At 75.0% G+C, this 26419-nt stretch carries 23 protein-coding genes; 13 read left to right on the top strand and 10 right to left on the bottom strand.

Translation table 11 applies throughout. The annotated features are described in order from the left end of the window. The first annotated feature begins 60 nt into the window (after positions 1 to 60). Genes FXF65_RS23780 through FXF65_RS23765 form a run of 4 tightly spaced genes read left to right on the top strand, consistent with a single transcriptional unit; the run spans position 61 to position 6477 of the window. Complete coding sequence (locus FXF65_RS23780) at positions 61 to 2169, top strand: fibronectin type III domain-containing protein (RefSeq protein ID WP_148352232.1); 2109 nt, start codon at positions 61 to 63, stop codon at positions 2167 to 2169. Further along, the gene (locus FXF65_RS23775; RefSeq protein ID WP_148352231.1) at positions 2169 to 3152 is read left to right on the top strand and encodes an AAA family ATPase; all 984 of its coding nucleotides are present in this window, start codon (positions 2169 to 2171) and stop codon (positions 3150 to 3152) included. Before FXF65_RS23780 ends, FXF65_RS23775 begins: the two co-directional genes overlap by 1 nt. 14 nt (positions 3153 to 3166) lie before the next feature. Further along, positions 3167 to 4297, top strand: coding sequence for a DUF58 domain-containing protein (locus FXF65_RS23770; protein WP_148352230.1), 1131 nt, complete (start codon positions 3167 to 3169; stop codon positions 4295 to 4297). After that, positions 4294 to 6477 carry a transglutaminase TgpA family protein gene (locus tag FXF65_RS23765; protein ID WP_148352229.1) on the top strand — a complete coding sequence of 728 codons (2184 nt, stop codon included), beginning with the start codon at positions 4294 to 4296 and terminating at the stop codon, positions 6475 to 6477. Before FXF65_RS23770 ends, FXF65_RS23765 begins: the two co-directional genes overlap by 4 nt. Here FXF65_RS23765 and FXF65_RS23760 read toward each other — a convergent pair. Beyond that, the gene (locus FXF65_RS23760) at positions 6458 to 7096 is read right to left on the bottom strand and encodes a hypothetical protein (RefSeq protein WP_148352228.1); all 639 of its coding nucleotides are present in this window, start codon (positions 7094 to 7096) and stop codon (positions 6458 to 6460) included. The genes FXF65_RS23765 and FXF65_RS23760 overlap by 20 nt on opposite strands. An 18-nt stretch (positions 7097 to 7114) precedes the next feature. Here FXF65_RS23760 and FXF65_RS23755 point away from each other — a divergent pair, with 18 nt between their 5' ends. From FXF65_RS23755 to FXF65_RS23745, 3 genes are all read left to right on the top strand, one after another. After that, entirely contained in the window at positions 7115 to 7309 is a 195-nt protein-coding gene (locus tag FXF65_RS23755) for a hypothetical protein (RefSeq protein ID WP_148352227.1), read from the top strand. Continuing rightward, positions 7306 to 8244, top strand: coding sequence for a threonine ammonia-lyase (locus FXF65_RS23750; RefSeq protein ID WP_148352226.1), 939 nt, complete (start codon positions 7306 to 7308; stop codon positions 8242 to 8244). Before FXF65_RS23755 ends, FXF65_RS23750 begins: the two co-directional genes overlap by 4 nt. Positions 8245 to 8330: 86 nt before the next feature. After that, positions 8331 to 10403 (top strand): fibronectin type III domain-containing protein, encoded by a 2073-nt coding sequence (locus tag FXF65_RS23745; protein WP_148352225.1) that lies wholly within the window; start codon positions 8331 to 8333, stop codon positions 10401 to 10403. 11 nt (positions 10404 to 10414) lie between these two features. Here the strand turns inward: FXF65_RS23745 and FXF65_RS23740 are convergent, their stop codons facing one another. Continuing rightward, complete coding sequence (locus FXF65_RS23740) at positions 10415 to 12226, bottom strand: serine/threonine-protein kinase (protein WP_187412473.1); 1812 nt, start codon at positions 12224 to 12226, stop codon at positions 10415 to 10417. Positions 12227 to 12606: 380 nt separating this feature from the next. On the opposite strand from FXF65_RS23740, the gene FXF65_RS43890 reads away from it, so the two are divergent. Beyond that, positions 12607 to 14064, top strand: a complete 1458-nt coding sequence (locus FXF65_RS43890; RefSeq protein WP_187412472.1) for a hypothetical protein — start codon at positions 12607 to 12609, stop codon at positions 14062 to 14064. A gap of 93 nt (positions 14065 to 14157) precedes the next feature. Next, positions 14158 to 15303, top strand: a complete 1146-nt coding sequence (locus FXF65_RS23730; RefSeq protein WP_148352223.1) for a CaiB/BaiF CoA transferase family protein — start codon at positions 14158 to 14160, stop codon at positions 15301 to 15303. A 15-nt stretch (positions 15304 to 15318) separates the two neighbouring features. Here the strand turns inward: FXF65_RS23730 and FXF65_RS23725 are convergent, their stop codons facing one another. Then, positions 15319 to 16245, bottom strand: a complete 927-nt coding sequence (locus FXF65_RS23725; RefSeq protein WP_246199038.1) for an MFS transporter — start codon at positions 16243 to 16245, stop codon at positions 15319 to 15321. 67 nt (positions 16246 to 16312) lie between these two features. Here FXF65_RS23725 and FXF65_RS23720 point away from each other — a divergent pair, with 67 nt between their 5' ends. Then, positions 16313 to 16987, top strand: coding sequence for a TetR/AcrR family transcriptional regulator (locus FXF65_RS23720; RefSeq protein ID WP_148352221.1), 675 nt, complete (start codon positions 16313 to 16315; stop codon positions 16985 to 16987). A 102-nt stretch (positions 16988 to 17089) separates the two neighbouring features. Here FXF65_RS23720 and FXF65_RS23715 read toward each other — a convergent pair whose 3' ends face one another. The 5 genes from FXF65_RS23715 to FXF65_RS23695 all read right to left on the bottom strand — a co-directional run bounded on the left by FXF65_RS23715 (position 17090) and on the right by FXF65_RS23695 (position 21191). Beyond that, positions 17090 to 18343: an aspartate aminotransferase family protein gene (locus tag FXF65_RS23715; RefSeq protein ID WP_148352220.1), complete on the bottom strand. Its 1254-nt coding sequence runs from the start codon at positions 18341 to 18343 to the stop codon at positions 17090 to 17092. An 89-nt stretch (positions 18344 to 18432) separates the two neighbouring features. After that, the gene (locus FXF65_RS23710) at positions 18433 to 19092 is read right to left on the bottom strand and encodes a GntR family transcriptional regulator (RefSeq protein WP_148352219.1); all 660 of its coding nucleotides are present in this window, start codon (positions 19090 to 19092) and stop codon (positions 18433 to 18435) included. Between the two features lie 17 nt (positions 19093 to 19109). Beyond that, on the bottom strand, positions 19110 to 19901 hold the full coding sequence (locus tag FXF65_RS23705; RefSeq protein WP_148352218.1) for a maleate cis-trans isomerase family protein: 792 nt from the start codon (positions 19899 to 19901) through the stop codon (positions 19110 to 19112). 29 nt (positions 19902 to 19930) lie between these two features. Beyond that, on the bottom strand, positions 19931 to 20692 hold the full coding sequence (locus FXF65_RS23700; RefSeq protein ID WP_148352217.1) for a maleate cis-trans isomerase family protein: 762 nt from the start codon (positions 20690 to 20692) through the stop codon (positions 19931 to 19933). A 16-nt stretch (positions 20693 to 20708) separates the two neighbouring features. Further along, positions 20709 to 21191 (bottom strand): DUF3830 family protein, encoded by a 483-nt coding sequence (locus FXF65_RS23695; protein ID WP_222868738.1) that lies wholly within the window; start codon positions 21189 to 21191, stop codon positions 20709 to 20711. Positions 21192 to 21486: 295 nt separating this feature from the next. Here FXF65_RS23695 and FXF65_RS23690 point away from each other — a divergent pair, with 295 nt between their 5' ends. Together FXF65_RS23690 and FXF65_RS23685 are read left to right on the top strand one after the other, a co-directional pair. Beyond that, entirely contained in the window at positions 21487 to 22497 is a 1011-nt protein-coding gene (locus tag FXF65_RS23690) for a D-2-hydroxyacid dehydrogenase (RefSeq protein WP_148352215.1), read from the top strand. Between the two features lie 2 nt (positions 22498 to 22499). After that, on the top strand, positions 22500 to 23894 hold the full coding sequence (locus FXF65_RS23685) for an amidase (protein WP_148352214.1): 1395 nt from the start codon (positions 22500 to 22502) through the stop codon (positions 23892 to 23894). Here FXF65_RS23685 and FXF65_RS23680 read toward each other — a convergent pair. Further along, entirely contained in the window at positions 23881 to 24900 is a 1020-nt protein-coding gene (locus tag FXF65_RS23680) for an alcohol dehydrogenase catalytic domain-containing protein (protein WP_148352213.1), read from the bottom strand. The two genes, FXF65_RS23685 and FXF65_RS23680, sit on opposite strands and share 14 nt — an antisense overlap. A gap of 122 nt (positions 24901 to 25022) precedes the next feature. Between FXF65_RS23680 and FXF65_RS23675 the strand changes: the two genes are divergently transcribed. Beyond that, positions 25023 to 25721 (top strand): TetR/AcrR family transcriptional regulator, encoded by a 699-nt coding sequence (locus FXF65_RS23675; protein WP_148352212.1) that lies wholly within the window; start codon positions 25023 to 25025, stop codon positions 25719 to 25721. A 15-nt stretch (positions 25722 to 25736) separates the two neighbouring features. Here the strand turns inward: FXF65_RS23675 and FXF65_RS23670 are convergent, their stop codons facing one another. Then, positions 25737 to 26417, bottom strand: a complete 681-nt coding sequence (locus FXF65_RS23670) for a DUF1707 SHOCT-like domain-containing protein (RefSeq protein ID WP_246199037.1) — start codon at positions 26415 to 26417, stop codon at positions 25737 to 25739. Positions 26418 to 26419 lie beyond the last annotated feature (2 nt).

Raw genomic sequence — 26419 nt, 5'->3', positions numbered from 1 at the left:
GTGTGACGGGGATTGAACGGGGATCGATCCTCCGCGCGGGCCAGGGGGCGGCGCGGAGTCATGGGGTGTTTCCGGCGTGACCGGCTGACGGGGCAGGTCGCGGCGGGGCTCGTCGGCGTGCTCTGCGTGGGCGCGCTCGTCTACGGGGTGGGCACGGCGAGCGCCAGGTACAAGTTGTCGGACGTCGGCGCCTGGCTCAGCGCGGGTGCGAAGGGCCTGGTCGTCCACGCGAACGGGCTGGCGGGCAAGGTCGACGGCAAGGCGGCCGTCCCGGCGCAGCTGCGCGGTCACCATATCAAGATCGTTCAGGACGGCACGACCGTCCTGCTCGTGGACGAGGACACCGGCGTCGTCAGCCGGATCGACCCGTCCCAGCTCACGATCACGGGCAGCCGCCCGGTCGGCGGGCCGGGCCTCCAGGTGCTCGCCGGGGCGGGGGCCGCGTACACGGTCGACCTGGTCAAGGGACTCGTCCAGCAGATCGACCCGCTGCGGCTCACGCCGCTCGGCGCGGCCACGACGCTGACCGCGCCGCTCGGCCAGGCGGGCATCGACGCCGACGGGATCCTGTGGGTGCCCGAGCCGCGGACGGGGAAGGTCGTCCCGTTCCGCGGCTCCGGGCAGGGCGCGCCGGTCGGCGTGGGCGAGCCCGGCGACCGGCTGGCGCTCACCATCGCGGCCGGACGTCCCGTGATCGTCGACGGCACGTCCGCGACCGCGCTGGTCGTCCGGCCGGAGGGCACGCAGCGGATCAACCTGCCCGCGCCGGTCGCGCGGGCGCGCGACGGGGTCAAGGTCCCGGCGGTGGCGGACGGGCAGATCGTCCCGATGCTCGGCGACGGCGGCGCCCTGTACCTGCTGAACACCGGCGTCGGGCGCGTCGACTCGGTCGCGCTGCGCATGCCCGCCCACGCGTTCGAGCCGCCGCACGTCCTCGGCTCGCGCGTGTACCTGCCCGACCGCACGTCCGGACGCCTGCTGGTCTTCAACGTCGACGGCAACACCTGGGAGCGGCCGATCGCCGCGACCCGGCCCGGCGGGACGATCGAGATCCTCGTCCGCGACCACATGCTCTGGGTGAACGACCCGAACGGCGCGATCGCCCTCGCGTTCGACCCGAGCGGCGGCGTCAAGCGCATCAAGAAGTACGACGACCGGATCCCGGGCGGCGCGCGGCGGCCGCTGCCCGTCCAGGCGGAGCCGGGCGGCGGGCGCGGCAACCGCAACGGCGCGGGCGGCGGGCCCGGCGGGTCCAACGGCGTCCCACCGCAGGGCAGGCCGCCGAAGGCGCCGGTGAAGAAGGACCCGACCGCGCCCGATCCGCCGACGCCCGCCGCGTCCGGCGACGGCGGGTCGGTCAAGGTGCGGTTCACGCCCGCCGCCCAGCCGCCCGGCGTGTACCCGGTGACGCGGTTCGTCCTGCTCGACCAGGCGGGCGCGCCGGTCGCCGGGGCGAGCCCGGCGCGGTTCCCCGCGAACACCCGCGGCGGGACGTTCACGGTCGGCGGCCTCACCTGCGACACGACGACCCACATCTACAAGGTCGCCGCCCAGTACCGGGGCAAGGACGGCAAGGCCGCCTACAGCGAGTCCGGCGACGTCGGCGCGACCGCGTGCACGGCCCCCGGCCCGGCGACGGCGCTCGCCGCGACCGGCGTCAACCACGGCGCGAACCTCACCTGGGGCGCGTCGTCCGGCTACGACGTCACCTACGACATCGCCTGGGACGGCGGCACGGCCACGGCCGCGGGCACCTCGAAGTCGGTCACGGGCCTGGCCAACGGACGCACCCACACGTTCACCGTGACCGCCCGCAACGGCGCCGGGTCGTCCACGCCGGTGAGCGTCTCGGAGACTCTCGACCCCGCCGCCCACGCCCGGACCTACAACGGGCACCACAACGAGACCACGAACACCTACCTGCACACCGGCCCGGCCACCACGACGCCGCGCGACGGCTCGTTCCCCAAGGGCTTCACGGGAGCGGTGAAGGTGATCTGCCAGGAGACCGGCGACCGGGTCCAGGACCAGCAGGACGGCAGCCTCGTCAGCACCGTCTGGGACAAGATCGAGTACGGGGGCCGGGTGCGCTGGGTCAGCGACATCTACGTGACCACCCCCGGCTCGGACTCGGGGACCTTCTCCTCGACGCTCTGGGGGTGCGGCTGATGACCGAGAACGGGTCGATGGACGCGGAGGCCCTGGTAGCGCGGTTCGCGCAGATGTTCGCGGCGCTCGCGGGCAACGTCGAGCGGGTGGTGCGCGGCAAGCGGGAGAAGGTGGAGCTGGCGCTCGTCTGCCTGCTCGCCGAGGGGCACCTGCTCGTGGAGGACGTCCCCGGCGTCGGCAAGACGACGCTCGCCCGCGCGATGTCGGCGTCCGTGGACGCCAAGTGGACCCGCATCCAGTTCACCCCCGACCTCCTGCCGAGCGACATCACCGGCGTGTCGATCTTCAACCAGGGGACGAGCGCGTTCGAGTTCCACCCCGGTCCGATCTTCGCGAACATCGCCGTCGCGGACGAGATCAACCGCGGCTCCCCGAAGACGCAGTCGGCGCTGCTGGAGGTCATGGAGGAGCGCCGGGTCAGCGTGGAGGGCGCGCCGCACCCGGTGCCGCGCCCGTTCATGGTGATCGCGACGCAGAACCCGGTCGACATGGACGGCACCTACCCGCTGCCGGAGGCGCAGCTCGACCGGTTCCTGATGCGGATCTCGATGGGCTACCCCGACCACCAGGCCGAGGTGGCGCTGCTCGCGGGCGCGCCGACCGGCGCGACGCTCGACCAGATGCCGCCGGTGATGGCCCGCGAGGACCTCGCCCGCATGATCGACTTCGCGCAGCGGCTGCACGTCGCGCCGCCGCTGTTCGACTACCTGGTGCGGGTCGTCGCGGCCACCCGCGAGCATCCCGACCTGCGGCTCGGCGCGTCGCCGCGGGCGAGCATCGCGCTGCTGCGCGCGGCGCGGGTGCGGGCGGCGGCGGCCGGGCGGTCCTACATCGTCCCGGAGGACGTGAAGGCGCTCGCCGTCCCGGTGATCGCGCACCGGCTGATCGTCACGCCGGAGGCGGAGCTGCGCGGCCGCACCGGCGCGGACGTCGTCGGCGAGGCGCTGCGGAACGTGCCGACGCCGCAGGCCGCCGGTGTCTAGCGGCGGAGTCTGAGGTGCTGACGCCGCTCGGATGGGGGACGGCGGCCGGGTCGGTCCTGCTCTACGCGGCGGGCTGGTGGCTCGGGTACCCGGAGCCCGCGATGCTCGCGGTCGCCGGGCTGGCCGCGGTGGGGGCCGCCGCGCTGTGGACGCTGCCGCGCCCGAAGCTGGACGTCCGCCGGGACATCGCGCCCGCGAAGGTGGAGCGCGGCGAACCGGCGGTCGGCGTCGTGCACGTCACTAACAGGGGGCGTGCTGCGCGCGGAGTGAGCGCGCATGACGCGGCCGGGGCGGAGTCGGTGGCGGTGGACGTTCCGCGCCTGCGCCCAGGCGGCACCCGCTCGGTGACCTACCGGCTCCCGACCGACCGGCGCGGCGAGATCCCGGTCGGCCCGCTGCGGCTGGTGCGCGCCGACCCGCTGCGGCTGGCGCGGCGCGTCCGCGAGTACGGGGAGCCGAGGGTGCTGCTCGTCCGGCCGAAGACGGTGCGGCTGCCGCTGCTGCCGTCCGGCCGCGCGCACCACCTGGAAGGGCCGACGAGCGACCGGTCCCCGGCGGGGACGGCGACGTTCCACGCGCTCCGCGAGTACGTGATCGGGGACGAGCTGCGCCACATCCACTGGAAGTCCTCGGCGCGGACGGGCACGCTCATGGTCCGCCAGCTCGTCGACGCGAGCCTGCCGACGACCACGGTCGTGCTGGAGGCGCGTCCCGACGCCTGGGCGGAGCCGGACGACTTCGAGCTGGCCGTCGACGCCGCCGCGTCGGTCGCGGTGGGCGCGGCTGCGGCGAACTTCCCGGTCCGCGTCCTGACCGGCGACGGGCCGCTCGCCGACACGCGCGGCGGGCCCGACGACGTGGAGGCGCTCCTCGACCGGCTCACGGCCGTCGCGCCGAAGGAGGGGCCCCGGTCGGCGGTGGACGCGCTGCGCCGCGTCCGCGCGGGCGGGTCGCTCGTCGTGGTCGCGTCGGGCACGGCGGAGCTGGGGCGGATCGCGTCCGTCCGGAGCCGGTTCGACCGGGTCGTGGTGCTGCGGGTGCGGCCGTCCGGGCCCGCGTCCGCGCCGCCCGGCGTGCACGTGATCGACCTCGCCGACCTGGACGGGCTGGCCGAGTCGTGGCGGCGCCTCGGGAGCGTCCGGTGACCCGCTACGCCTCCCTCGCCGTGACCGCCTGCCTGGCGGCGGTCGCCGGGCTCGCGTTCCAGCGGGTGTTCGGGTTCGGCCCGGTGGCGCCGGTCGCGGCCGTGGCGGCGGTCGTGCCGACGGTGCTGTGCGCGCTGCTGTCCGGCCCTCGCGGGAAGCCGTGGCCGCTGTGGATCTCGGTGGTGCTGACGGTCGTGGCGTGGGCGGCGACGGTCACCCTCACGGTGCTGCGTCCCGCGCTCGGCGACGGAACGCTCCCGCGGACGCTGCGCGAAGGCGTCCTCGGCTCGTGGAAGACGATCCTGACCACGCTGCTGCCCGCCCCGGCCGAGCCGGAACTGCTCGTCCTGGTCAGCCTGGTGGTGTGGCTGGCGGCGTTCGCGTCCGCCGAGCTGGCGCTGCGGACGGCGCTGCGCGCCGTGCCGTGCGTGCCGTCCCTCGCGGCGTGGGCGGTCGCGCTGCTGCTCGGCGTGGACGGCCCCGGCTCCAACGTCCCCCTCGCAGCCGCGACCGTCGTTCTCATCGCGATGCTCGTCATGCTGCGCGCGGACGTGTCCGCCTCGGGGATGGCGTGGCGTCCGCTGGTCGTCGGCGTCCCGGCCGCCGCCGTGCTCGGCGGGCTGGCGTTCGCGTCCGGGCCGGTCGTCCCGGTCGGCGCCGAGCCGTACAACCCGCGCGAGCAGGTGCGGGCGCCGCCGCCGCAGCAGCGCGACAGCGTCAGCCCGCTCGACCGGGTCGGCGGGTGGCTGCTGAGCCCCGACCAGGTGATGTTCACCGTCCAGTCCAGGCGGAGCGAGATCGAGCGGCTCGCCGTGCTCGACCGCTTCGACGGGGTGACGTGGTCGTCGACGGCGCGGTTCGTCCCGACCGGGCGGCGCGTGCCGGAGGGGCCGAAGCCGGAGCGCGAGCACCAGGTCGGGCAGCGGATCACGATCCGCGACCTGCCCGGCGTGTGGGTTCCGGCGGCGGACCGTCCGCGCCAGGTGGACGGGCTGCCCGTCGTCGTCGACCCAGCCAGCGGGGCCCTCGCGGCGGCGCAGCCGCTGCGTCCGGGCCAGGCGTACCGGGTCGACTCGGTCGTCCCCGAGTGGACGGCCGACGACCTCGCGGACGCCGCCGTCGCGACCGACGCCGAGGCGCGGGCGGCGCGGGAACTGCCGTGGGGGCCGGGCGCGAAGGAGCCGCCCGTCCAGATCGCGGAGTTCCGGCGGTTCGCGCAGGCGGCGACGCGGGGTGCGGTGTCGCCGATCCAGAAGGCCGCGATGCTCGCCCAGTACCTCAAGCGGTACGCCAGGTACGACGTGACGGCCCCGCCCGGCCACAGCTATCGGCAGCTCGACTATTTCCTCGGCGAGGGCAGGCGCGGGACGCCGGAGCACTTCGCGACCGCCTACGCGCTGCTCGCCCGGACGGCCGGCCTGCCGTCCCGCGTCGTGGTGGGCTTCGACGGCGGGAACCGGGTGGGCGACACCGTCCAGGTCCGCTCCGGGGACGTGATGGTCTGGCCCGAGGTCAAGTTCGACGGTCTCGGCTGGATCCGCTTCAACCCGATGCCCGACAGCGCACGCCGTTCCAAGAACAACGACTCGGTCGCGGCGGGGGAGACGGAGCAGAAGCTGGAGGAGGCGCAGAAGAACGCGGCGTCCCAGCAGCGCGGGCAGGGGCCGGGGAACACGCCCCAAAAGAAGGCTCAGAAGACGGCCCTGTCCGAAGAGGGCTCGCCGATGCCGTGGTGGGTGTTCGCGTCGATCGGGGTCGCCGTCCTGCTGATCGGCTATGTGCTCGCCGTCCTGCTCGCCCCGGCCCTGCGCAGGCGGCGGCGCCGGACGGGCACGCCCGCCGCGCGCGTCACCGGCGCCTGGCACCAGGCCCTCGACGACCTCGCGGACGTCGGCCTGTCCTCCGTCCGGACGCTGACCGCGCACGAGGTCGCGCAGTTCGGCGCGTCCAGCGTCGGCACGGACGCCCACGGCCACCTGCGCCCGCTCGCCGACCTCGTCAACCGCAGCCGGTTCGCCGCGTCCGGTCCCGCCCCGGACGCCGCCGACCTCGCCTGGCGGCACACCGACGAACTCGGACGCCTCGTCACCGCGAAGGCCGGGCGGCTGCGCCGACTCCGCCGCCGCCTCCACCCGCGCTCTTTGAGGGACCGGCGGGACGTCACTTCGCGGGGAGGCTGACGGCGATCTCGCCGCCGAGCGCCGCGCCCGCCTCCAGCTCCAGGTCGTCGCCGCTCCAGAACCGCCCCGGGTCGAACCAGTTCGGGCGGCGGCCCTTCCGCAGCAGCCCCATCGCCTGGTACGTCACGGCGACGATCTCCGCGCAGAACGCCGTCTCCAGGGCCTGCTCCCGCTCGGCCGGACGCCGGATCGGCACGCGCCCGCGCACCCACCGCGTCGCCAGCCGGGACGTGGAGGGGAACGGCGTGCCGTCCAGCCGGGCCACCGCGCGGAGCGCCGCGTCCTCCATCTCCCGGGTCGGCGGCGGGTCGAGCTGCCGCAGCCACGCCCGCTGCCCGTACCGGTTCCCCCAGACCAGGACGGCGTCGCGCAGGTCGTGGAGCTGCGCGCCGCGGTGCCGCCCGCCCGACCACATGTCGGGGAGGGAGCGGCCCAGCTCGGCGTGCCACATGAGCGGCGGCAGGTCGTCGATGACCACCGCCATCCCGACGTGGTTGACCGGGCTGTTCGTTGAGAACTGGATGGCGCGGTCGGCGACCGTCCGGCCGCGGAAGAGCCACACGTCACCGGTGCGGGTCAGCTCGGCGGCCTCGTCGAGTGGGATGCTCGTACCAGGCATGATCGATACGGTATCCGTATGCGTCTGCTCAAATCCCCTGGTCTGTGGAAGGCACTGGGCGTCGCCGGGTTCCTCGGCGTCGCGGCGACCGGCGCCGTGGTGGTGCGGGCCGAGCGGCGGCGCCGCTCCTACACGCCCGACGAGATCCGGTCGCGCCTGCACGAGCGGCTGGGGGAGGAGCTCGACGAGACGTCCGCCGGAGGGCGCGGGTGAACGTCCGCGACGTCCGCCCACCCGACCTGGACGACCTCGACCGCGCCTGGCGCACCGTGTCCGCCGCGCTCGCGCCGACGCCCGTGGCGCCGACCGCCCTCGCCCCGGACGCGCTGCTCAAGCTGGAGACGTTCCAGCCCATGGGCGCGTTCAAGGTGCGCGGCGCGCTCGCCGCCGTCGCCGCCCTGCCGGACGGCGTGCCCGCCGTGACGGCGAGCGCGGGCAACCACGGGCTCGGCATGGGCCACGCGGCGGCCCGGTCCGGCGCGGACGTCACCGTCGTCGTGTCGACCCGCGCGTCGCGGGCGAAGGTCGAGAAGATCGGCGCGTTCCCGGTGCGGCTCGTCCGGCACGGGACGACCTACGACGAGGCCGAGGCGTACGCGCGGACGCTGCCCGGCCACTACGTCTCGCCCTACAACGACCCGGCGGTCATCGCGGGCCAGGGCACCATCGGACGCGAACTGGACGAGCAGGCCGGCGACGGTCCGCTCACCGTCGTCGCGCCGGTCGGCGGCGGCGGGCTGCTCGCCGGGCTGGCCCTGTGGGCGCGCGAACGCGACGGCGTGCGCCTCGTCGGCGTGGAGTCGGCCGTGTCGCGCGGCGTGTCCGCCTCGGTCGAGGCCGGACGGGTCGTCGCGGTCGAGGTCGGCGACACGTTCGCCGACGGCCTGCCCGGCAACCTCGAACCGGGCTGCGTCACCCCGTCCGTGATCGGCCGGGACGCCGTGCTGACCGCCGTCGACGACGACCGGATCCGCGCGGCGATGCGCTGGCTGTTCCGCGAGCACGGCCTCGTCGCGGAGGGCGCGGGCGCGGCCGGGATCGCCGCCGTCCTCGCCGGGGCGGTCGAGGTCACGGGCCGTCTCGTGGTCGTCGTCTCGGGGCGGAACATCACCGTCCCGACGTTCACCGCGGCGATCGCCGAAGACTGATCCGCGCCCTATCTCCCCAAATACCGGTTATTTCGGAACGGTTGCCGCTACGGTATCCCGTCATACGGGGACGGTGATCAAGGACAGTGCGGGCGGGCCTTCGGCGGCTGCTCCGGCGCGACCGGCTGACGGGCCAGGTCGCCGCCGGCCTCGTCGGCGCGCTCGCGATCGCCGCCGCCGCGTACGGGGTGGGCGCGGCGAGCGCCAGGTACCGCCTCGCCGACGTCGGCGCCTGGCTGAGCGCGGGGAGCCGCGGCCTCGTCGTCCACGCCAACGGCCCGGCGGCCAAGGTGGACGGCAAGACGAGCGTGATCCCGCAGATGCGCGGCCACGAGATCCAGGTCGTCCAGGACGGCGCCACCGTGCTGATCGTCGACCTCATCACCGGGGTGGTCAGCAGGCTGGACCCGGCGCAGCTCGACATCGGGCAGAGCCGCCCGCTCGGCCAGGGCATCCAGGTGCTCGCCGGGGCGGGCAGGGCGTACACGGTCGACTCGATCAAGGGCGTCGTGCAGCAGATCGACCCGGTCGCGCTGTCCCCGGTCGGACCGGCGGCGACGCTGCCGCCGCTGCTCGGCCAGGCCGGGATCGACGCCCGGGGCGCGCTGTGGGTGCCGGTGTCGCGGAACGGCGAGGTGTCGGCGTTCGCGGACGGCCGCCTCCAGCCGCCCGTCAAGGTCGGCGGCGCGGGCGACAGCCTGGCCCTGACCATCGCGGGCGGGGACCCCGTCGTGACCGACTCGACCGCCGCGACCGCGACCGTGCTGAAATCGTCCGGGGCGCGGCTGACCGTCAGCCTGCCGACGACCGTCCGGCGGTCCGGGCGCGGCGGCGTGCTCGCCCCCGCCCGCACCGAGGGGACGACCGTCCCGCTGCTCGTGCCCGGGACCGGCTCGCTGGTCACCGTCGACACCGGCACCGGACGGTACTCCAGCACCCGCCTCACGATGCCGAGGCACCGTTACCGGCCGCCGCAGATGCTCGGCCCGAAGGTCTACATCCCGGACGAGACCGCGGGCGCGCTCGTCGTGTACGACGCGGCCGCCAACCGGTTCGAGGCGCCGGTCCCGGTGTCGGGACGCCCGTCCCGGCTGGACGTCTTCGTCCGGGACGGCCTGCTCTGGGCCAACGACCCGGGCGGCCCGCACGCCGTCGTGATCGACCGGGGCGGCGCGTCCAAGGGGATCGACAAGTACCGGGACCGGGTCGCGGGCGGCCCGAGGCGCACCGAGATCCCGCTGCCCGGCGGGGTCGGCGACCCGACGCCGCCGCAGCGGCCGTCTACGCCGCCGCGCCCGCCGCGACCCGGGCAGCCGCCCGCCGCGCCGACGAACGTGACGGTCACACCGGGCGCCGGGACGATGCGCGTCGACTACCAGCCCTCGCGTGGCGACGGTGTGCTCGGGTTCGTGCTCAAGGACGTCCCGTCCGGGCTCAGGGCCGCTCCGGCCGCCGCCGGGCCGGGCGGCGGGCCGTTCACGGTGACCGGCGGCGACTGCGCGCGCGAGTACCGGTTCCGCGTCGCCGTCCGCTACCGGGACGCCCGCGGCCGGACGCGCGAGACGGCGTCCGCGCCGAGCGACCCCGTCCGGCCGTGCGTGACGCCGGGCGCGCCGACCGGCCTCACCGCGCAGGCGACGTCGTCCGGGACGAAGGTCGCCTGGACGCCCCCGCCGGGCGCGGACGCGCCCGCCGCCTACAAGCTGAGCTGGGACGGCCCCGTCAAGGGCAGCCGGACGGTCTCCGCCGCGTCCGCGTCCCTCGGCGACGTGTGGACGAACGGCCTCTACACCTTCACCGTGTCCGCCGTGAACGGCGCGGGCAGCAGCTCCGCCGCGAAGCTGAACACGAGGCTCACCGGCCCCATCGGCCGATACCCGATCGAGCGCAACGGGAAGTCCACCTCCTACGTCAGGGACATTCCCGACGTCGAGAACGGCAAGACCATCGTCACCATGAACGACAACAACGGCGAGATGGTCGACGTGCACTGCCAGGTGAAAGGCGCGTACTTCGACCGCAACGCCACGCTCAAGGGCGACAAGTACGCCTACATCACGTATCAAGGCAAACTCGGCTACGTGATCGGCTACCTGGTCGACACTCCGGGCGACTGGAACAGTTTCGCCGGGCCCGCGGTGTGGACGTGCGAGCCGTAGGGCCGTCCCGCTCAGACCTTCTGCTTCTTCTGCTTGCCCTTCGGGACGCACGCGGGCGCCGACCACGCTACGTCCGGCGCCCGGCCCTGGTTGAGGCGCAGCACCGCGCCGACCTTGAAGCAGTAGACGGTGTTCGGGCGCAGTCCCGGCATCGTCGCCGAGCGGGACCCGGCCTTCACCGTCACGATCGGGGTCGTCCCGGCGGGCTGCTGCTGGATGAGCAGGGGAAGGTCGTGCGCGGCGGGCGGGAGCGTCCAGATCAGGGCGGCGGCCCGGCCGACCGGCCTGGCGACGACCTTGCGCGGGCGCGCCGCGGCGAGCTGCGCGGGCGTGACCGGCTGGGCCGGGACGTCCGTGGCCTGCCCCTGCGGGGCGGGTTCGGAGGCCGCCGGGGTGCCCCCGTTCGGCGACGTCCCCTGCGGGTCTCCGTTCCCGGTCAGCGCGAGCGCCCCGACGCCGAGCCCGAGGCCGCCGACGAGCGCGACGCCCGCCGCGATGATGAGGCCCCGGCGCGGACCGTCGTCCGGACGGTGGTCCTGGCCGAGCCGCCGCGGGTCGGCGTGCGGCGTCGTATGGGGATTCGTGTGCGGGTCGGTGTGCGGCGCGGTGTGCGGGGTCGTGTACGAGCCGCTCGCGCGCGGGTCGCCCAGGGCGGGCGGCGCCTGCCGGAGCGCGGCCGCGTGCCGCATCGGGGCGTCTTGGGGGAGGAGGGCGTCCGGCGAGCGCGGCGGGGCGGCGTCCGGATGCCACGGGGACGGCGGCGCGGGCGCGGACGGCCCCTGCGCGGTCGGCGCCCACTCCGGGACGCGCGGCGGCCCCGTCCCGGCCGACGACGGCGGCGACGGCGACGGCTGAGAGGTGTCGGGGAACGTCAGCCGGGGCGTGCGCGCCCCCGACGAGGAGAACCCGCCGGACGGGAACCCGCCGGACGAGGAGCCCGGCCCGCCGTCCACCGGCGCGACCGGCAGGACGGCGCCGCTGCTGTGCGCGACGTCCGTGACCGGGAGCCCGAGCTCGGCCTGCACCCGCTGGAGGTCCCGCGCGAACTCCACGGCGGTCGCGAACCGCTGCTCGGGGGTCTTCGCCATGGCGCGTCCGATGACGTCCGCGACCTGCGGCGGGACGTCCCCGCGCGGGATCGGCGGCGGCGCGTCGTGCAGGATCCGCAGCATCAGCAGGGCGATGCCCTCGCCCGGCGGGCCCTTGAACGCGGGCCGCCCGGCGAGGAGCTGGTACAGCGTCGAGCCGAGCGAGTAGATGTCGCCGCCGACCCCGGGCTGCCTGCCCTCCAGGATCTCGGGCGCCGCGTGGTGCGGGGTGAACGCCTGCGTGTGGGTGGCGTCGAAGCTGTCGACCAGGCGGGCGATGCCGAAGTCGGCGAGCGCGGGCTCCCCGTACCGGGACAGCAGCACGTTCTGCGGCTTGACGTCGCGGTGCAGGACGTCGGTCTCGTGCGTGGCGGCGAGCGCGCCCGCCATCTTCACGCCGATGCGCAGGACGTCCGCGACGGGCAGCGGCCCCTCCCGCGCGAGCCGGTCGGTGAGCGCGCCGTGCTCGAAGTACTCCATCGCGATGTAGGGGCGCCCGGACCGGGTGGTGCCGGTGTCCAGCACGGTCACGATGTTCGGGTGGCCGGACAACCGCCCGGTGATCTTGCTCTCCCGCTGGAAGCGCCGCATCGCCGCGTCGTCCACCGAGCCGATGGACAGCACCTTCAGCGCGACCATCCGGTCGAGGCGCTCCTGGTGCGCCCGGTAGACGACGCTGAAGCCGCCCTCGCCGACCTGCTCCAGCACCCGGTAGCCGGGGACGTCCTCGGTCATGGGCAGGAAGATCCCTCTCGGTGGCTCGGTCCGGGTCGCGGCGGGGGGCGCGATCTTTCGATGTCCTGCGGCCCGGGGAGGTTCCCCGGCGCTCGACAGCGTAGTACGGGGACGAAACGGGCGCGGCTGATCCGGGCGCGCCATCAGCCGCCGGGCCGCCCGTCCGCGTCCGCTTCGTCCAAGGGAAATGGGCGGCAATTCCAAGGGCTGATTAATCAGTGTCCCAATTCCGTTCCGGGCGCCGCCGGGCGCGGCCTAGCCTCTGGTTTCGCGACGAAGGAACGGCCCGGAGGGAGCGGCCCGCCGTGACGGAGGACGTCCTGACGCATTCGGCGACGGAAACGCCGGCGGCGAAATCGGCTTATGGAGATCTTGTCCGGATGGCCTATTTCGTGCTGCCGGGACGGGGAAAGCGCGTCTACCGCCTCGCGGTCGCGCGCCGGATCGTGGACGGCACCGCGCGCGGCGCCCGCGACCGCTCGCCCGCCGGGTACGCGCGCCGCCGCACCCGGGTGCTGCGCCGGGCGATGCGGCCGTCCCGGCGGCTGCGCGTCGGGCTCGGCCCGTGGCTGCGGGCGCTGCCCCCGCGGCTGCCCGACCCGGCGCTGACCGCCGCGCTGGCGCGGCTCGACCCCGAGGTCCGGGTCGCCTACGTCCTGCGGCACGTGGAGGGGCTGCCGCGGTACGCCGTCCGGGACCAGCTCATCGAGCTGCGGGTGCGCGACCCGTGGGCGGCGATCCGGGCGGCCGACGCGACCCGGCCGCCGGGCGGACGGCGCCCCGAGCGGTTCGAGCCGGTGCTCCGCCCGGTCCGGACCCGCTCGGCGCTGCCGCTCGTGACCGCCGTCCTCCTCACCGCGGGCCTGGTCGCCGTGCTGGTCTCGACCGAGCACCACGCGCCCCGGCCGCGCGGCCCGCGCGTCGTGGCGGCCGCGCCGGACGCCTGGCGGCACGTCCGCGCGCTCGACGCCTGGCCCGCGCGCGGCGACCTCGTCCGCGACCGGGCGTTCACCGCCCGCGCCGCCCGCGCGTGGGCGGCCCCCGGCGACCGGCGCGACGTCCGGCTCCTCTACGCGGGACACGTGGACGGGGTGCCCCTCGCCGTGCTGCGGCGCGGCGACCGGCTGGCCCGGTACGCGCGCGACGACCTGGACGCCGTCGCCGCGCCCGCCGACCCGTCCGCGCCGATCCCGCTCGGCGGCGGACGCTACCTCCTCGCGCCCTGGGACCCGCGTCCCGAGGCCCTGACCGGCGGCCCGCTCCCGGTCGCCGACGGCGTGACCGCCGCCGCCCGCGCCGCCACCGGCTGCGGGCGCGGCCCGCTCTTCCATCTCGGCGCGCGGACGGTCGGCGACCTCGGCGGCCCGGACCCCGCCGTCCTCGCCTACCACGGGCCCGATCACCGGCCGGGCGGCGCGGAGCGCCCCGCCCGGCTGGGCGCGAACGGCCGCCGGGTCTGGAACCGCCTCGCCTGCCTCGTCCGTCCGGACGCGCGGGCGGTCACCGAGGCGACGGCCTGGAACTTCTGGACGGGCCAGCTCCCCGACGGCGGGAAGCGGGCCGACTGGGTGTGCACCCGCCTGGCCTACTCCGGCGGGGCCGCCACCGCCCGCGCGACGCTGCTCGGCGCGGGCGACCGGGACACCGGGCCCTGCGACGCGCGGCGCCCGGTGAGCGGGACGCGGTGGCGGTCCCCGGCCGGCCGCTGGTACTACCTGGCCGCGGCGGGGCGTGGCCTGGTCCCGCACGCGAAGGGCGTCGTCCGCCCGGACACGCGGAACCGGCTGCTCGTCGCGCCGGGCCCGCGCGGCGTCCGCGTCACCCTGACCGCCCGCTGACGGGACCCCCTTTCCGGCGCGGCCCCGGATCAGGGCGCGCTTACCGGGATCGGGCACACTAGGGGGAACCGAACGAGATTCAGGGAGTCGCAGATGGGCAACGGGCCCCTCGCCGGAGTACGGGTGATCGAGCTGGCCGGGATCGGGCCGGGCCCGTTCGCCGCGATGCTGCTGGCCGACCTCGGCGCCGACGTGATCCGCGTGGACCGGGCGTCCGCCGTCCGGGACGGGGCGGCGTCCGGCGGCACCGACTTCACCAACCGCGGCAAGCGGTCGATCGCGGTCGACCTGAAGAACGACCTCGGCCGGGACGTCGTGCTCCGCCTCGTCGAGAAGTCCGACGTCCTGCTGGAGGGGTTCCGGCCCGGCGTCACCGAGCGGCTCGGCGTCGGCCCGGACGCCTGCCTCGCCCGCAACCCCCGCCTCGTCTACGGCCGGATGACCGGCTGGGGGCAGGACGGCCCCCTCGCCTCCACCGCGGGCCACGACGTCGCCTACATCGCGATCAGCGGCGCCCTGCACGCGATCGGCCGCGCCGGGGGACCGCCGCAGATCCCGATCAACCTGCTCGGCGACTTCGCCGGGGGCAGCATGTACCTGGTCGTCGGCGTGCTCTCCGCCCTGCTCGAGGCGAAGCTCAGCGGGCGCGGCCAGGTCGTGGACGCCGCCATCGTCGACGGCGCGGCGCACCTGTCGACCTTCGTCCACGGCTTCCTCGCGGGCGGCCTCTGGGAGGACCGGCGCGGCGTGAACATGCTCGACACCGGCGCCCCCTGGTACGACGTCTACGAGACGGCGGACGGCGGGCACATGGCGGTCGGCGCCATCGAGCCCCAGTTCTACGCCGAGTTCCTCCGCCTCGTCGGCCTCGCCGGCGAGGACCTCCCCGCCCAGCACGACCGCGACGGATGGCCCGTCCTGCGCGACCGGTTCGCCGCCGAGTTCCGGACGAGGACCCGCGACGAGTGGACGGAGGTCTTCGTCCCGAGCGACGCCTGCGTGGCGCCCGTCCTGTCGATGACCGAGGCGGCGGAGCACCCGTACAACACGTCCCGGGACGTCTTCCCCGAGCTCGCCGGGCACCGCCAGCCCGCCCCGGCCCCGCGCTTCTCCCGCACGCCCGCCGGTACGGACGGGGTCCCCGTCCTGCCCGGCGGGCAGACCCGCGCCGTCTTGGAGGACCTGGGCTTCGAGGACGCCGAGACCCTCCTCAAGGAAGGCGCCGTGGCCCAAGCCTGATCCGCGTCAGGCCGCTCAGCGTGTTCTTTCCAGTCGAGGTTCCGCGACCGCGGCGGACGAGCCCCCGGCGGCGCGCCGGGGGAGCGCCACGGCGACGAGCGCGGCCGGCACGAACAGGCCCGCGCCGACCGCGAGGCTCAGGGCGAAGCCGTCGTTGAGCGCCGCCGGGGACGTGCCCGTCCCGGTGCGGTGCGCGGCGACGGTGGCGAGCGCGGCGACGCCGACGCACCCGCCGAGCTGCCGGGAGCTGTTCAGCAGGCCGGACGCCATGCCCCCCTCGCGCGCCGCGACGCCGGTCGTCGCGGCGGCGGCGACCGTCCCGAGCACGACCCCGGCGGAGAACGGGAGGAAGGCGGCGCCGGTCGCGGCGGCGCCCATCCCGAGCACCTCCTGCATGTACAGCGACACGAAGTAGAACCCGGCGAACTGGCCCGCCGCCGCGAGGAAGACGATCACGTTCGCGCCGCCCACCCAGCGGCTCCGCAGCAGGCCGAGCCGGACGAGCGGCGACCGCACGCGCGCCTCGACCGCGACGAACGCGGCCAGCAGGGCGAACGCGGCGGCGAGCGTCCCGAGGGTCGCGGCGGACGTCCACCCCCGGACGTCGGTGCGGACGACCCCGAACACCAGCAGCCCGATCCCGGACGTCGCGAGCACCGCGCCGAGGACGTCCATCCGCTCCCGGGGCCCGGGGTTCCGCGACTCGCGCACGCCCGCCGGGACGAGCGCCAGCGCGACCGCCACGATCGGCAGGTTGACGAACATCACCCACCGCCAGCCCGCGTACTCGGTGAGCACGCCGCCCGCGAGGACGCCGAGCGCCCCGCCCGCCGCGTTCACCCCGGACGGCGGGCAGCGCGACGTTGACCACGGCCATGTCCAGCGCGACGACGAACTGGGCGGCGGACGCGGCCGCCAGCACCGCCGCGGGCCGTTCTCCATTATTTTTGTACATGCAAGAAAAGTAGCCCGGCCCACCGCCGGATTTCGAGCGGGAATGATGGACCGCATGCCGCAGCCGCCCGCCCAGCCGCCGTCCGCCCCGCGCGGCAGGCCGCCGCGCATCTCCCGCGCGGAGATCGTCGAGGCCGCCCGCCGGATCGTGGACGAGGAGGGCGTGGACCGCCTGACCATGCGCCGGCTGGCCCGGGACGTCGGCAGCACGCCCATGGCCATCTACCACCACGTCCGCGACAAGGAGGAGCTGCTCGTCCTGCTGCTGGACGACTACGCCGCCCGGTCGCTGCGCAGGCCCGAGCTGCCCGCCGACCCGCGCGAGCGCGTCGTCGTCCTCGCCGCCGCGATCCGCGACGTCCTCGCCGCGTACCCGTGGGTCGTGGAGCTGCTCTCCGCCGACGACCTGATGGCGGAGTCGGCGCTCTGGTACGTCGAGCGGATCATCGACGGGCTGGTGGAGTGCGGGCTCGGCGTCGAGCGGGCCGTCTACGCCTACCGGGCGATCTGGTACCACATGGCGGGGGAGCTGATGATCCGCGCGTCGTCCGGCCGCAGGCGCGACCGCGACGGCCGGCCCACCTACCGCGACCGCCTGTTCGCCGACCTCGACCCGGACGAACTGCCCAGGCTGGCCTCGCTCGGCGAGCGCTGGGCGTCCCTCACCGCCGAGGACACCTACCTCGACGGCCTGCGCGCCCTCGTCGACGGGCTGGTCCGGGCGGGCTAGAGCCCGGTTCCACGCCGGAAAAGGCGGACGCCGCCTCCCCGGCCCGTGCTCACAGTCGTGACACGGAGTCCAAAGGAGGCGGCGTCGCGCCCTCGGGCGGTGTCAGCCGACCGCGTCGGCGACCGCCGCGGACCACAGCCCGAGAGCCTCGTCGACCTGCTCCGCCGTGACGATCAGCGGCGGGATCATCCGCACGACGTTCCCGTACGCGCCGCAGGTCAGGAGCAGGAGGCCGCGCTCGGTGGCGGCCTTGTGCGCGCGCTGCGCGGCGGCCGCGTCGGGCTCGCCGTCCGCGCCGGTGAACTCGCTCGCCTGCATCAGCCCGAGCCCGCGCACGTCGCCGATCACGGGGTGGTCGGCGGCGACCTTGCGGAGCCCGTCGCCCAACCGCGCGCCCTGGCGCTCGGAGTTGCCGACGAGGTCCTCGTCCTGGACGACCCGCAGCGTCGCGAGCGCGGCGGCGCAGGACACCGCGTTGCCGCCGTAGGTGCCGCCCTGCGAGCCGGGCCACGCCTGCTCCATCAGCGCCGCCGGGGCCGCGATCGCCGACAGCGGGAACCCGCTGGCCAGCCCCTTCGCGGTGATCAGGACGTCGGGACGCGCGGCCGAGTGCTCGTGGCCCCAGAAGCGCCCGGTGCGGCCGAAGCCGGTCTGGACCTCGTCCACGATCAGGAGGATCCCGTGCCGGTCGGCACGCTCGCGCAGCCCCTCAAGGAACGCGGGAGGCGCCGGGATGTAGCCGCCCTCCCCGAGCACCGGCTCGACCATGAACGCGGCCGTGTCGGACGCGGGGCTCACCGTCGCGAGCAGGTAGTCGAGTTCGCGGAGGGCGAACCGGACGGCCTCGTCCTCGGACCAGCCGTACCGGTACGCCTGCGGGAACGGCGCGACGGCGACGCCCGGCATCAGCGGGCCGATCCCGGCGCGGAACTTGGTGCCCGCCGTGGTGAGCGCGGCGGCGCCCATCGTCCGGCCGTGGAAGGAGCCGTGGAAGACGACGATGTTCTGCCGTCCGGTGGCGTGCCGGGCGAGCCGGATGGACGCCTCGACCGCCTCGCTGCCGCTGTTGAGGAAGAACAGCGAGTCGAGGCCGTCCGGGAGCACCTCGCCGAGCGCGTCGACGAGCCGCAGCAGCGGCTCGTGCATGACCGTCGTGTACTGGCCGTGGATCAGCGTCGCGACCTGCTTCTGCGCCGCCTCGACCACGCGCGGGTGGCAGTGCCCGGTGTTGGTGACTCCGATGCCCGCCGTGAAGTCCAGGTGGCGGTTGCCGGCGGTGTCGTAGAGGTACACGCCCTCGCCGCGCTCGGCCAGGACGGGGGTCGCCTGCTTGAGCAGGGGTGAGAGCGTCGCCATGCGTCCCTCCGATGATCAGGTCTGGCGGTAGATTGTCGACAATCTGCAATGTAGGTGGTCGGTCGGCCGACTGTCCAGTGGCCCGCGCGCTAGGTGACGCGGAGCCGGTCGATGGAGTCGGTCATGTGCTCCTCGATGAGCTTCAGCAGCCGCTCCTCCTCGCCGTCGCCGATCGCGTCGACCAGCCTGCGGTGCTCCTCGACCAGCTCGGACGGCTCGGGGTAGGTGTTCTGCAGCGCGTTCAGGCACATCCGCGTCTCGACCAGCAGCGTGTGCGCCATCCGCTCCAGCCGCGGGCTCCCGGACGAGCTGACCAGCACCTCGTGGAACGCCTGGTCGGCGTCGCTCATCGCGACGCGGTCGCGCTGGCTCGCCGCGTCGACGAGGGCGTCGAGGGCGTCGGTGAGCCGGGCCACCGCCTCGCCCCGGTTCCGCTCCATGATCAGGCGGCACGCCTCCCGCTCGATCGCGAGCCGGGCGAGGTAGACGTCCTCGACGTCGCCCTCGTCCAGCGTGATCACGAACAGGCCGCGGTGCGGTTCGCTGACCAGCAGCCCCTCCTGGACGAGCCGCTGCATCGCCTCGCGCAGCGGGCCCCGGCTGATGCCGAGCCGGCCGGCGAGCTCGGCCTCGCCGAGCTGGGCGCCGGGCGCGAGCGAGCCGTACATGATCGCCGAGCGCAGCTCGTCCGAGACGATCTCGACGGTGGACTTCCGGGGGACAGGTTCCAGCTCACCCAACTGGCCCATTGCGGGCCCCTTTCGTTTTATCGCTGCGGGGTACTGCTTCCCCGCTCGTCATCAGGCGCGGTGCCGGGGACGGGGGCGGGCACCGCGAACAGCTTGCCGAGCCCGGTGCGCGGCGCGAGGCCCGCCGGGCCCGCCGCGAGGCGCAGCCCCTCCCACACGCTCACCTGGTTCGCGGTCAGCACGGGCTTGCCGACCCGCGCCTCCAACTCGTCGAGCCAGGACACGGTGTGCAGCGCGGTGTCGGGCACCAGCACCGCCTCGGCGTCCGGGTGGTCGTTGGCCGCGACGAACGCGAGGACCTCGTCCCGGCCGAGGGTGCCGACCTCGGCGGCGGTGACGATGCCGCGGCAGGACAGCGCCACGACCTCGATCCCGGCGTGGCCGAGGAAGGCGACGAACCGCTCCGCGACGTCGGCCGGGTAGGTCGCGGCGACCGCGACCCTCGTCAGGCCGAGCGCCCGCGCGGCGTGCACGAACGCGAACGACGTGCTGGACGCGGGCACCCCCGCGGCCTCCGCGACGCCCGCGACCTGCTGGGCCGCGCCGTCCCAGCCGAAGACGAAGCTCCCGCTGGTGCACGCCCACACGGCGGCCTGGACGCCGGTGCCGCGCAGCGTCCGCGCCCCGTCGCCGAGGACGTCGGCGCCGCCGATGTCGAGCAGCGCGTCGACGCGGTGGGCGTCCTCGCGCATCAGCGTGTGGACGACCGGCAGGCTCACCCCGCCGAGGGCGCGCTCGATGGCCGGATAGTCGTCCTCGGCGCTGAAGCCGGGGTAGAGGAAACCGGCGCTCAAGGAGTTCTGACGCATGGGATCGCTCATCCTAACGCTCGTGTCGATCATGCCGCGGTGGACGGGGCGAGCCGCACCAGCGACTGCCCGGGACCGGCCGCCGAGCGGCCCATCGCGCGCAGCGCGGTGCACATCGTCACCTGGTTGGCGGTGAGGACCGGCTTCCCGATCATCTGCTCCAGCGGCGCGATGATGTCGTAGGTCGGGACGTTCGTGCAGCTGATGTAGACCGCGTCGGCCTCCGGCCGGTCGACCGACGACACCGCCGAGACGATCTCGCCGTAGCCGACCTTCCAGATGTGGCTGAGCAGCCCCATCCCGACGGACGACACCACCTCGATGCCGTACTCGCCGAGGAACGTCACCAGCCGCTCGGTGACGGCGTCGATGTAGGGGGTGACGACCGCGATCCGCCGGACGTCGAGCAGCCGCAGCGACTCGACGAGCGCGCCGGACGTGGTCGTCGACACGGGCGCGCCCGCGGACATCATGGCCTGGTTGAGCTGCAGCTCGCCCGCCTTGCCGCGGATGAAGCTGCCGGACGCGCAGGCGTAGGCGACGGCGAGCGGCTCGGGGGCGAGCACGTCCCGGGTCGCCTGCCGGACGATGGACTGGTCCGACAGCGCGGACGCCATCTCCACCGTGACCGGCACCGGCACGTACGGGAGCCGGGTCATGAACAGGGACACGTCGTCGGGGGTCCACCGCCACAGCTCGCGGTCGAGGGCGAAGTCGAAGGGCGCGACCACGCCGATGCCGTGCTGGGCGAGCAGCTCGGGGCCGACGACCAGCGTGGGGTCGAATGCCATCTGCGAGGCCACCGCTCTAGGACTCGGCGCGGCTGTAGACCAGCCGCTCGCCGACGCCGCCGGACCGCCACACGTCGTTGCACGCCTCGGCCATCCGGTCGAGACCGTCCACGATCGTCGCGTAGACGTTGCCGGGAACCCAGCCGACGTCCCCGTTGAGCAGCAGGTTGTTGCGCCCGTAGAAGATCGCGAGATCGATGACGCCGGGCAGCCCGTGGATGCCCTTCTCCTCCTTGAACCGCCGGTCGAGCATGCCGCCGGCGAACGAGAAGAAGACGACGTCGCCGGGGATCGGCGTGACGGTGGGGTTCTCGAGGCCGACTTCGTCCTCGGTGAACCGTTCGACCATCGTGTAGACCTCGTTGCGGGCGTACTTGGCGTGGTAGGCGTCGCCGCCGAGGGGCAGGGAGCGCCATACGGCCTCACACGTCCGCGGCGCGTCCTTCTCCAGCAGTTCCGCGACGCATGAGACGCCGCGGTGCTCCAGAGTGATGGTCATGAGCTTGGGCATGCTGGGACCTCCCCGTGCACAGGGGTGGGCGAGAGCGTCGCCACCCGAAGGACTCTCCGTGTTTCGGTGGGGGAGACCCCCCACGGCAGTTAGAGCGCTCTGGGATCCGTCCTGGCCTCATGGCAGCGGTTGCGACGGTCTTACAGCACACGATCTCTTTGCGGTGACCGGGGCTGGCGGGGCACCGCGCTGATTGTTGACAATCCTACGAACGCTTCCTAGCGTGTCAATGCCTCCCCGAGTTGCCTTCACGTAAATTCACCACTCCCTGAAAGTGGCGCCGATGGAGCATGTCCTGCCCACACCCGCCGCGCCGCCCCGCGTGGTGGTGCTCACGGGGGACGTTCAGCCCCGCGAGATGGCCGAGGCCGAGCGGCTCGGCCGCGTCCGGTACGTCCACGAACCGCAGCTCGCGGACGCCCTCCCGGACGCCGACGTGTTCTTCATGTGGGATTTCCTGTCCGACGCGGTGGCCGGTTCCTGGCCGTCCGCGGGCGGCCCGTCCTGGGTCCACATCGCGAGCGCGGGGGTCGACCGGCTGGCCTTCCCCGCCCTCGCGGAAAGCGATGTGGTCGTCACCAACTCGCGAGGCGTGTTCGACGAGCCGATCGCAGAATACGTCCTCGGGCTGGTGCTCGCGTTCGCCAAGGACTTCGGCACGACCGTCCGGCTCCAGGGCGAGCGGCGCTGGCGGCACCGCGAGACCGAGCGGATCACCGGCGCCCGCGCGCTCGTCGTCGGCACCGGGCCGATCGGCCGCGCGATCGCCCGCCGACTGTCGGCGGCGGGCCTCGCCGTCTGCGGCGCGGGCCGGACCGCCCGCGACGGCGACCCCGACTTCGGGGTCGTGAAGTCGGTGGCGGCGCTCGGCGAGGCGCTCGCCGAGGCCGACTACGTCGTGCTGGCGGCGCCCCTCACCGCGCAGACCCGCGGCATGATCGACGCCGCCGCGCTGGACCGGATGCGGCCGTCCGCCCGGCTGATCAACGTCGGGCGCGGCGGGCTGGTCGCCGAGCCCGACCTCGTCAAGGCCCTGTCCGCGGGGCGCATCGCGGGCGCGGCGCTCGACGTGTTCGAGGACGAGCCGCTCCCGCCGTCCTCGCCGCTGTGGGACATGCCGAACGTGATCGTCTCCCCGCACATGTCCGGCGACGTCGTCGGCTGGCGGGACGAGCTGGTCCACCTGTTCACCGAGAACCTCGGCCGCTACGTGTCCGGCCGTCCGCTGCGCAACGTCGTCGACAAGCGGCTCGGCTACGTCGGCTCGGACGCCGGACAGAACCAGAGGGGGTAGCCATGACCGACGCGGCCGACCTGACCGCGACCGAACTGCTGGCGGCGTACGAGGCGGGGACGCTGTCCCCGGTCGAGGCGGCCGCGGCCGTCCTCGCCAGGATCGAGCGCGACGATCCGGAGCTCAACGCGTTCTGCCTGGTCGACCCGGACACCACCCTCGACATGGCCCGCGCGGCGGCCGACCGGAGGCGGCGCGGCGCGCCGCTCGGCGCGCTGGACGGCGTGCCCGTCTCGATCAAGGACGTCTTCCTCACCCGCGGCTGGCCGACGCTGCGCGGCTCCACGACGATCGACCCGGCGGGCCCCTGGGACGAGGACTCGCCCGCCGTCGCCCGCCTCCGCGAGCAGGGCGCGGTGTTCGTCGGCAAGACCACCACGCCCGAGTTCGCGTGGAAGGGCGTCACCGACGGCCCGCTGACCGGCGTCACCCGCAACCCGTGGGACGCCTCGCGCACGCCCGGCGGGTCGAGCGGCGGCGCGGCGGCGGCCGTCGCGGCGGGCATGGCGCCGCTCGCGCTCGGCACGGACGGCGGCGGCTCGGTCCGCATCCCGGCCGCGTTCACCGGCACGTTCACGATCAAGCCGACGTACGGGCGCGTCCCGCACTACCCGGCGAGCCCGTTCGGCACCCTCGCGCACACCGGCCCGATGACCAACACCGTCGCGGACGCGGCGCTGTTCCTCGACGCGATCTGCGGCGCGGACGGCCGGGACTGGTCGGCGCTGCCGCCGCCGGACGTCCTGTTCGCCGAGGGCGGACCCGACGACCTGACCGGCCTGCGCGTCGCGTTCAGCCCCGACCTCGGGTTCGCGCGGGTCGATCCCGAGGTCGCGGCGTCCATCGCGGCGGCGGCCGAGGCGTTCGCGGCGCTGGGCGCGAAGGTCGAGCAGGCCGATCCGGGCTTCGCCGACCCGGTCGAGGCGTTCGAGGTGCTCTGGTTCGCGGGCGCGGCGAAGGTCGTCGAGCACCTGTCCGCGGCCGAGCGCGGGCGGCTCGACCCGGGGCTGCGGGAGATCTGCGAGCAGGGCGCGCGGTACTCGGCCGTCGACTACCTGACGGCGACGGCCCGCCGGATGGACCTCGGCCGCCTGATGGGCCTGTTCCACGAGCGCTACGACCTGCTGCTCACCCCGACGATGCCGATCGCCGCGTTCGAGGCGGGCGCGGAGGTCCCGGCGGGCTCGCCGTCCCCGCGCTGGACGAGCTGGACCCCGTTCACCTACCCGTTCAACATGACGCAGCAGCCCGCCGCGAGCGTGCCCTGCGGCCTCACCTCCGGGGGCCTGCCGATCGGCCTCCAGGTCGTCGGCGCCCGGCACGCCGACGCCCTGGTCATGGCCGCCTGCGCGGCCTACGAGCGGGCCTGCCCGTGGAAGCGGTTCAGCCGAACGTGAGCACGGCGCGGCCGCCGCGGTGGGTGCCCTCGTCCATCGCGGCGAGGACGCGCGGCGCGTCGTCCAGCGTGACCGGGACGACCTCGGGCACGATCCCGTGCGCCACCGCGAACGCGAGCGCGTCCCGCAGGTCGTGCGGCGAGCCGGACGGGACGCCCATGACCCGCTGCCGGTTCATCACCAGCGCGACCGGCGGGACGCTGATGTTCTCGGCGCCCACGCCCAGGTAGAGCAACGTGCCGCCGGGGCGCAGGCCGCCGAACGCGGCGAGCCCGGCGGCGGTGTCGGGCGTGGTGTTGACCACCACGTCGGCGCCGCCGCCCCAGCCGTTCAGCGCGTCGGCCGGGTCCCGCTCGGCGGTCGCGACGAACAGCTCGGCGCCCGCGTCCAGCGCGGCCTTCTCGGCGCGGTCGGAGCGCGACACGACCGCGACCCGCGCGCCCATCGCGGCGGCGAAGCGGAGGGCCATCGTCCCGACGCCGCCGGTGCCGACGACGGCGACCTTCGATCCGGCCGTGACGCCCGCCTGCCGCAGGCCGTTGAAACCGGTGATCCCCGCGCACATCAAAGGCGCGCCCGCGACCGGGTCGAGGCCCTCCGGGAGCGGGGTGACGAAACCGGCGCGGCCGACGAAGTACTCGGCGTAGCCGCCGTCCGTGGTGACGCCGGTGATCTGCTTCGGCGCGCCCGTGCACAGGATCTGGTCGCCGCGGACGCACTGGTCGCAATGCCCGCAGGACCCGTGGATCCAGGCGGCGCCCACGGGGGTGCCGACCTCGGGCCACTCGACGCCCGCGCCGAGCGCGGCGACGACGCCGCTGATCTCGTGCCCGGGGACGGCGGGGAAGGCCGCGAACGGGTAGTGGCCCTGGAACTGGCTCACCTCGGAGTAGCACATCCCGCAGGCGATGACCTCGACCAGGATCTCGCCGGGGCCGGGCTCTGGGACGTCCCGCTCGACGATCTCAAGCGGCTTGCCGGGGGCGGAAAGCACGGCGCTGCGCATGGCGCATCCCTCTCAGTCGTCAGGTGTGGCGCCGCCGTCTGTAACGGCGGTATAGTGATGACTATAACCTTGCTACTCAAGATTGCAAACGGCGCTCGACAGAACTCTGTAACATTGATTTCGTGACCGCTCCGAAGGACCCCGACACGCGCGCCCGGATCGTCCGCGCCGCCGCGCGGCTGCTCGCCGAGGCGGGCGGCGGGGACGTCTCGACCCGCGCCGTGTGCGCCGCCGCGGGCGTCGGCGCGCCGACCCTCTACCACCACTTCGGCGACAAGGCCGGGCTGCTCGACGCGGTCGCCGCCCACGGGTTCGAGCGGTACCTGGCGAGCAAGCGCGCCCAGGCCCCGACCGGCGACCCGGTCGACGACCTGCGCCAGGGCTGGGACGTCCACGTCGAGTTCGGCCGGACGCACCCCGAGCTCTACACGCTGATGTACGGGACGCCCCGCCACCCGCCCATCGCGAAGGAGGCGCACGCCATCCTGCTCGGCCTGGTCGAGGCCGTCGCCCGCGCCGGGCGGCTGCGCGTGCCGGTCGGCGCCGCCGCCGGGATGATCGGCGCGGCCGGGGCCGGGGTCACGCTCCTGATCATCTCCGGCGAGGGCGGCGCGGACCTCTCCGAGCGGACCCGCGAGGCGGTCCTCGCGGCGATCACCGTCCCGGCGGGGGAGGCCGGGGAGGAGGCGGTCTCGTCGGCGGCCCAGCGCGCCGTCGCGCTGCGGGCCGCGCTGCGGGCCGACCCGCCGGCGCGGCTCAGCGGCCCCGAGGCGGCGCTGCTCGGCGAATGGCTCGACCGGATCGCCGCGGGCGGGCGCTAGCGGACGTCCGGGGCGCTACTCCTCGTCGGAGTCGCGCCCCAGCTCCTTCTGCCGCTTCGCCAGCTCCTTCTGCTGCCTCGTCCGGCGGCGCTTCACCCCGACGCCGCCCCAGAACGCGAAGCCCCGGACGACGACCGTGGGCGCGCCGGGCACGCCGGGGCCGCTCGCCCGCTGGTCGAAGCCGCCCATGATGCCGATGCCGTTGACGTGCACGGTCACGTCGTCCGGCACGATGATCTCGAACCCGCCCATCAGCGCGAGCGCGGTGATCGTGGTCACCGGCTCGGTGAACCGCGCCTCCCGCAGGTCGATCTTGCCGCCGCCCCAGAACGCGAACGCGCGGAACCGCCGGGGCACGTTCCACACGCCCGACCTGCGGAAACCGCTCATGACCCCGATCCCGGTCGACCAGGACGGGGCGCCCTCGACCGGCCGCCGGTCCGGGGCGCCGGACACCGGGGCGGACGGCGGCGGGGCCGCGTCGCCCGGCGACGGCAGGTCGCGGGTGATCGGCGCCAGGTCCGCGTAGGTCTTGGCCGCGTACACCGCGTCCAGCCGCTCGTCGAGCTCGGCGAGGGTCAGCCGCCCGTCGCCCGCCGCGTCCCGCAGCACCTGGGCGACCCGCTCGCGGTCGGCGTCACCGGCCCGCATCTCCGGCGTCCCGGACGCGCCGGACGGCTCGGGGAGGTTCGTCATGC

Source organism: Actinomadura syzygii (assembly GCF_008085905.1).
GTDB lineage: Bacteria > Actinomycetota > Actinomycetes > Streptosporangiales > Streptosporangiaceae > Spirillospora > Spirillospora syzygii.
The sequence above is the reverse complement of the archived record's forward strand: the minus strand, read 5'-3'. Positions and strand labels throughout refer to the sequence as shown.

Bases quoted from the DNA above. Each gene is read 5' to 3' on its own strand.
- FXF65_RS23780 (WP_148352232.1), top strand. From the start codon at position 61: ATGGGGTGTTTCCGGCGTGACCGGCTGACGGGGCAGGTCGCGGCGGGG.
- FXF65_RS23775 (WP_148352231.1), top strand. From the start codon at position 2,169: ATGACCGAGAACGGGTCGATGGACGCGGAGGCCCTGGTAGCGCGGTTC.
- FXF65_RS23760 (WP_148352228.1), bottom strand. From the start codon at position 7,096: ATGCCTGGTACGAGCATCCCACTCGACGAGGCCGCCGAGCTGACCCGC.
- FXF65_RS23755 (WP_148352227.1), top strand. From the start codon at position 7,115: ATGCGTCTGCTCAAATCCCCTGGTCTGTGGAAGGCACTGGGCGTCGCC.
- FXF65_RS23740 (WP_187412473.1), bottom strand. From the start codon at position 12,226: ATGACCGAGGACGTCCCCGGCTACCGGGTGCTGGAGCAGGTCGGCGAG.
- FXF65_RS43890 (WP_187412472.1), top strand. From the start codon at position 12,607: ATGGCCTATTTCGTGCTGCCGGGACGGGGAAAGCGCGTCTACCGCCTC.
- FXF65_RS23730 (WP_148352223.1), top strand. From the start codon at position 14,158: ATGGGCAACGGGCCCCTCGCCGGAGTACGGGTGATCGAGCTGGCCGGG.
- FXF65_RS23725 (WP_246199038.1), bottom strand. From the start codon at position 16,245: ATGGAGAACGGCCCGCGGCGGTGCTGGCGGCCGCGTCCGCCGCCCAGT.
- FXF65_RS23720 (WP_148352221.1), top strand. From the start codon at position 16,313: ATGCCGCAGCCGCCCGCCCAGCCGCCGTCCGCCCCGCGCGGCAGGCCG.
- FXF65_RS23715 (WP_148352220.1), bottom strand. From the start codon at position 18,343: ATGGCGACGCTCTCACCCCTGCTCAAGCAGGCGACCCCCGTCCTGGCC.
- FXF65_RS23710 (WP_148352219.1), bottom strand. From the start codon at position 19,092: ATGGGCCAGTTGGGTGAGCTGGAACCTGTCCCCCGGAAGTCCACCGTC.
- FXF65_RS23705 (WP_148352218.1), bottom strand. From the start codon at position 19,901: ATGCGTCAGAACTCCTTGAGCGCCGGTTTCCTCTACCCCGGCTTCAGC.
- FXF65_RS23700 (WP_148352217.1), bottom strand. From the start codon at position 20,692: ATGGCATTCGACCCCACGCTGGTCGTCGGCCCCGAGCTGCTCGCCCAG.
- FXF65_RS23695 (WP_222868738.1), bottom strand. From the start codon at position 21,191: ATGACCATCACTCTGGAGCACCGCGGCGTCTCATGCGTCGCGGAACTG.
- FXF65_RS23690 (WP_148352215.1), top strand. From the start codon at position 21,487: ATGGAGCATGTCCTGCCCACACCCGCCGCGCCGCCCCGCGTGGTGGTG.
- FXF65_RS23685 (WP_148352214.1), top strand. From the start codon at position 22,500: ATGACCGACGCGGCCGACCTGACCGCGACCGAACTGCTGGCGGCGTAC.
- FXF65_RS23680 (WP_148352213.1), bottom strand. From the start codon at position 24,900: ATGCGCAGCGCCGTGCTTTCCGCCCCCGGCAAGCCGCTTGAGATCGTC.
- FXF65_RS23670 (WP_246199037.1), bottom strand. From the start codon at position 26,417: ATGACGAACCTCCCCGAGCCGTCCGGCGCGTCCGGGACGCCGGAGATG.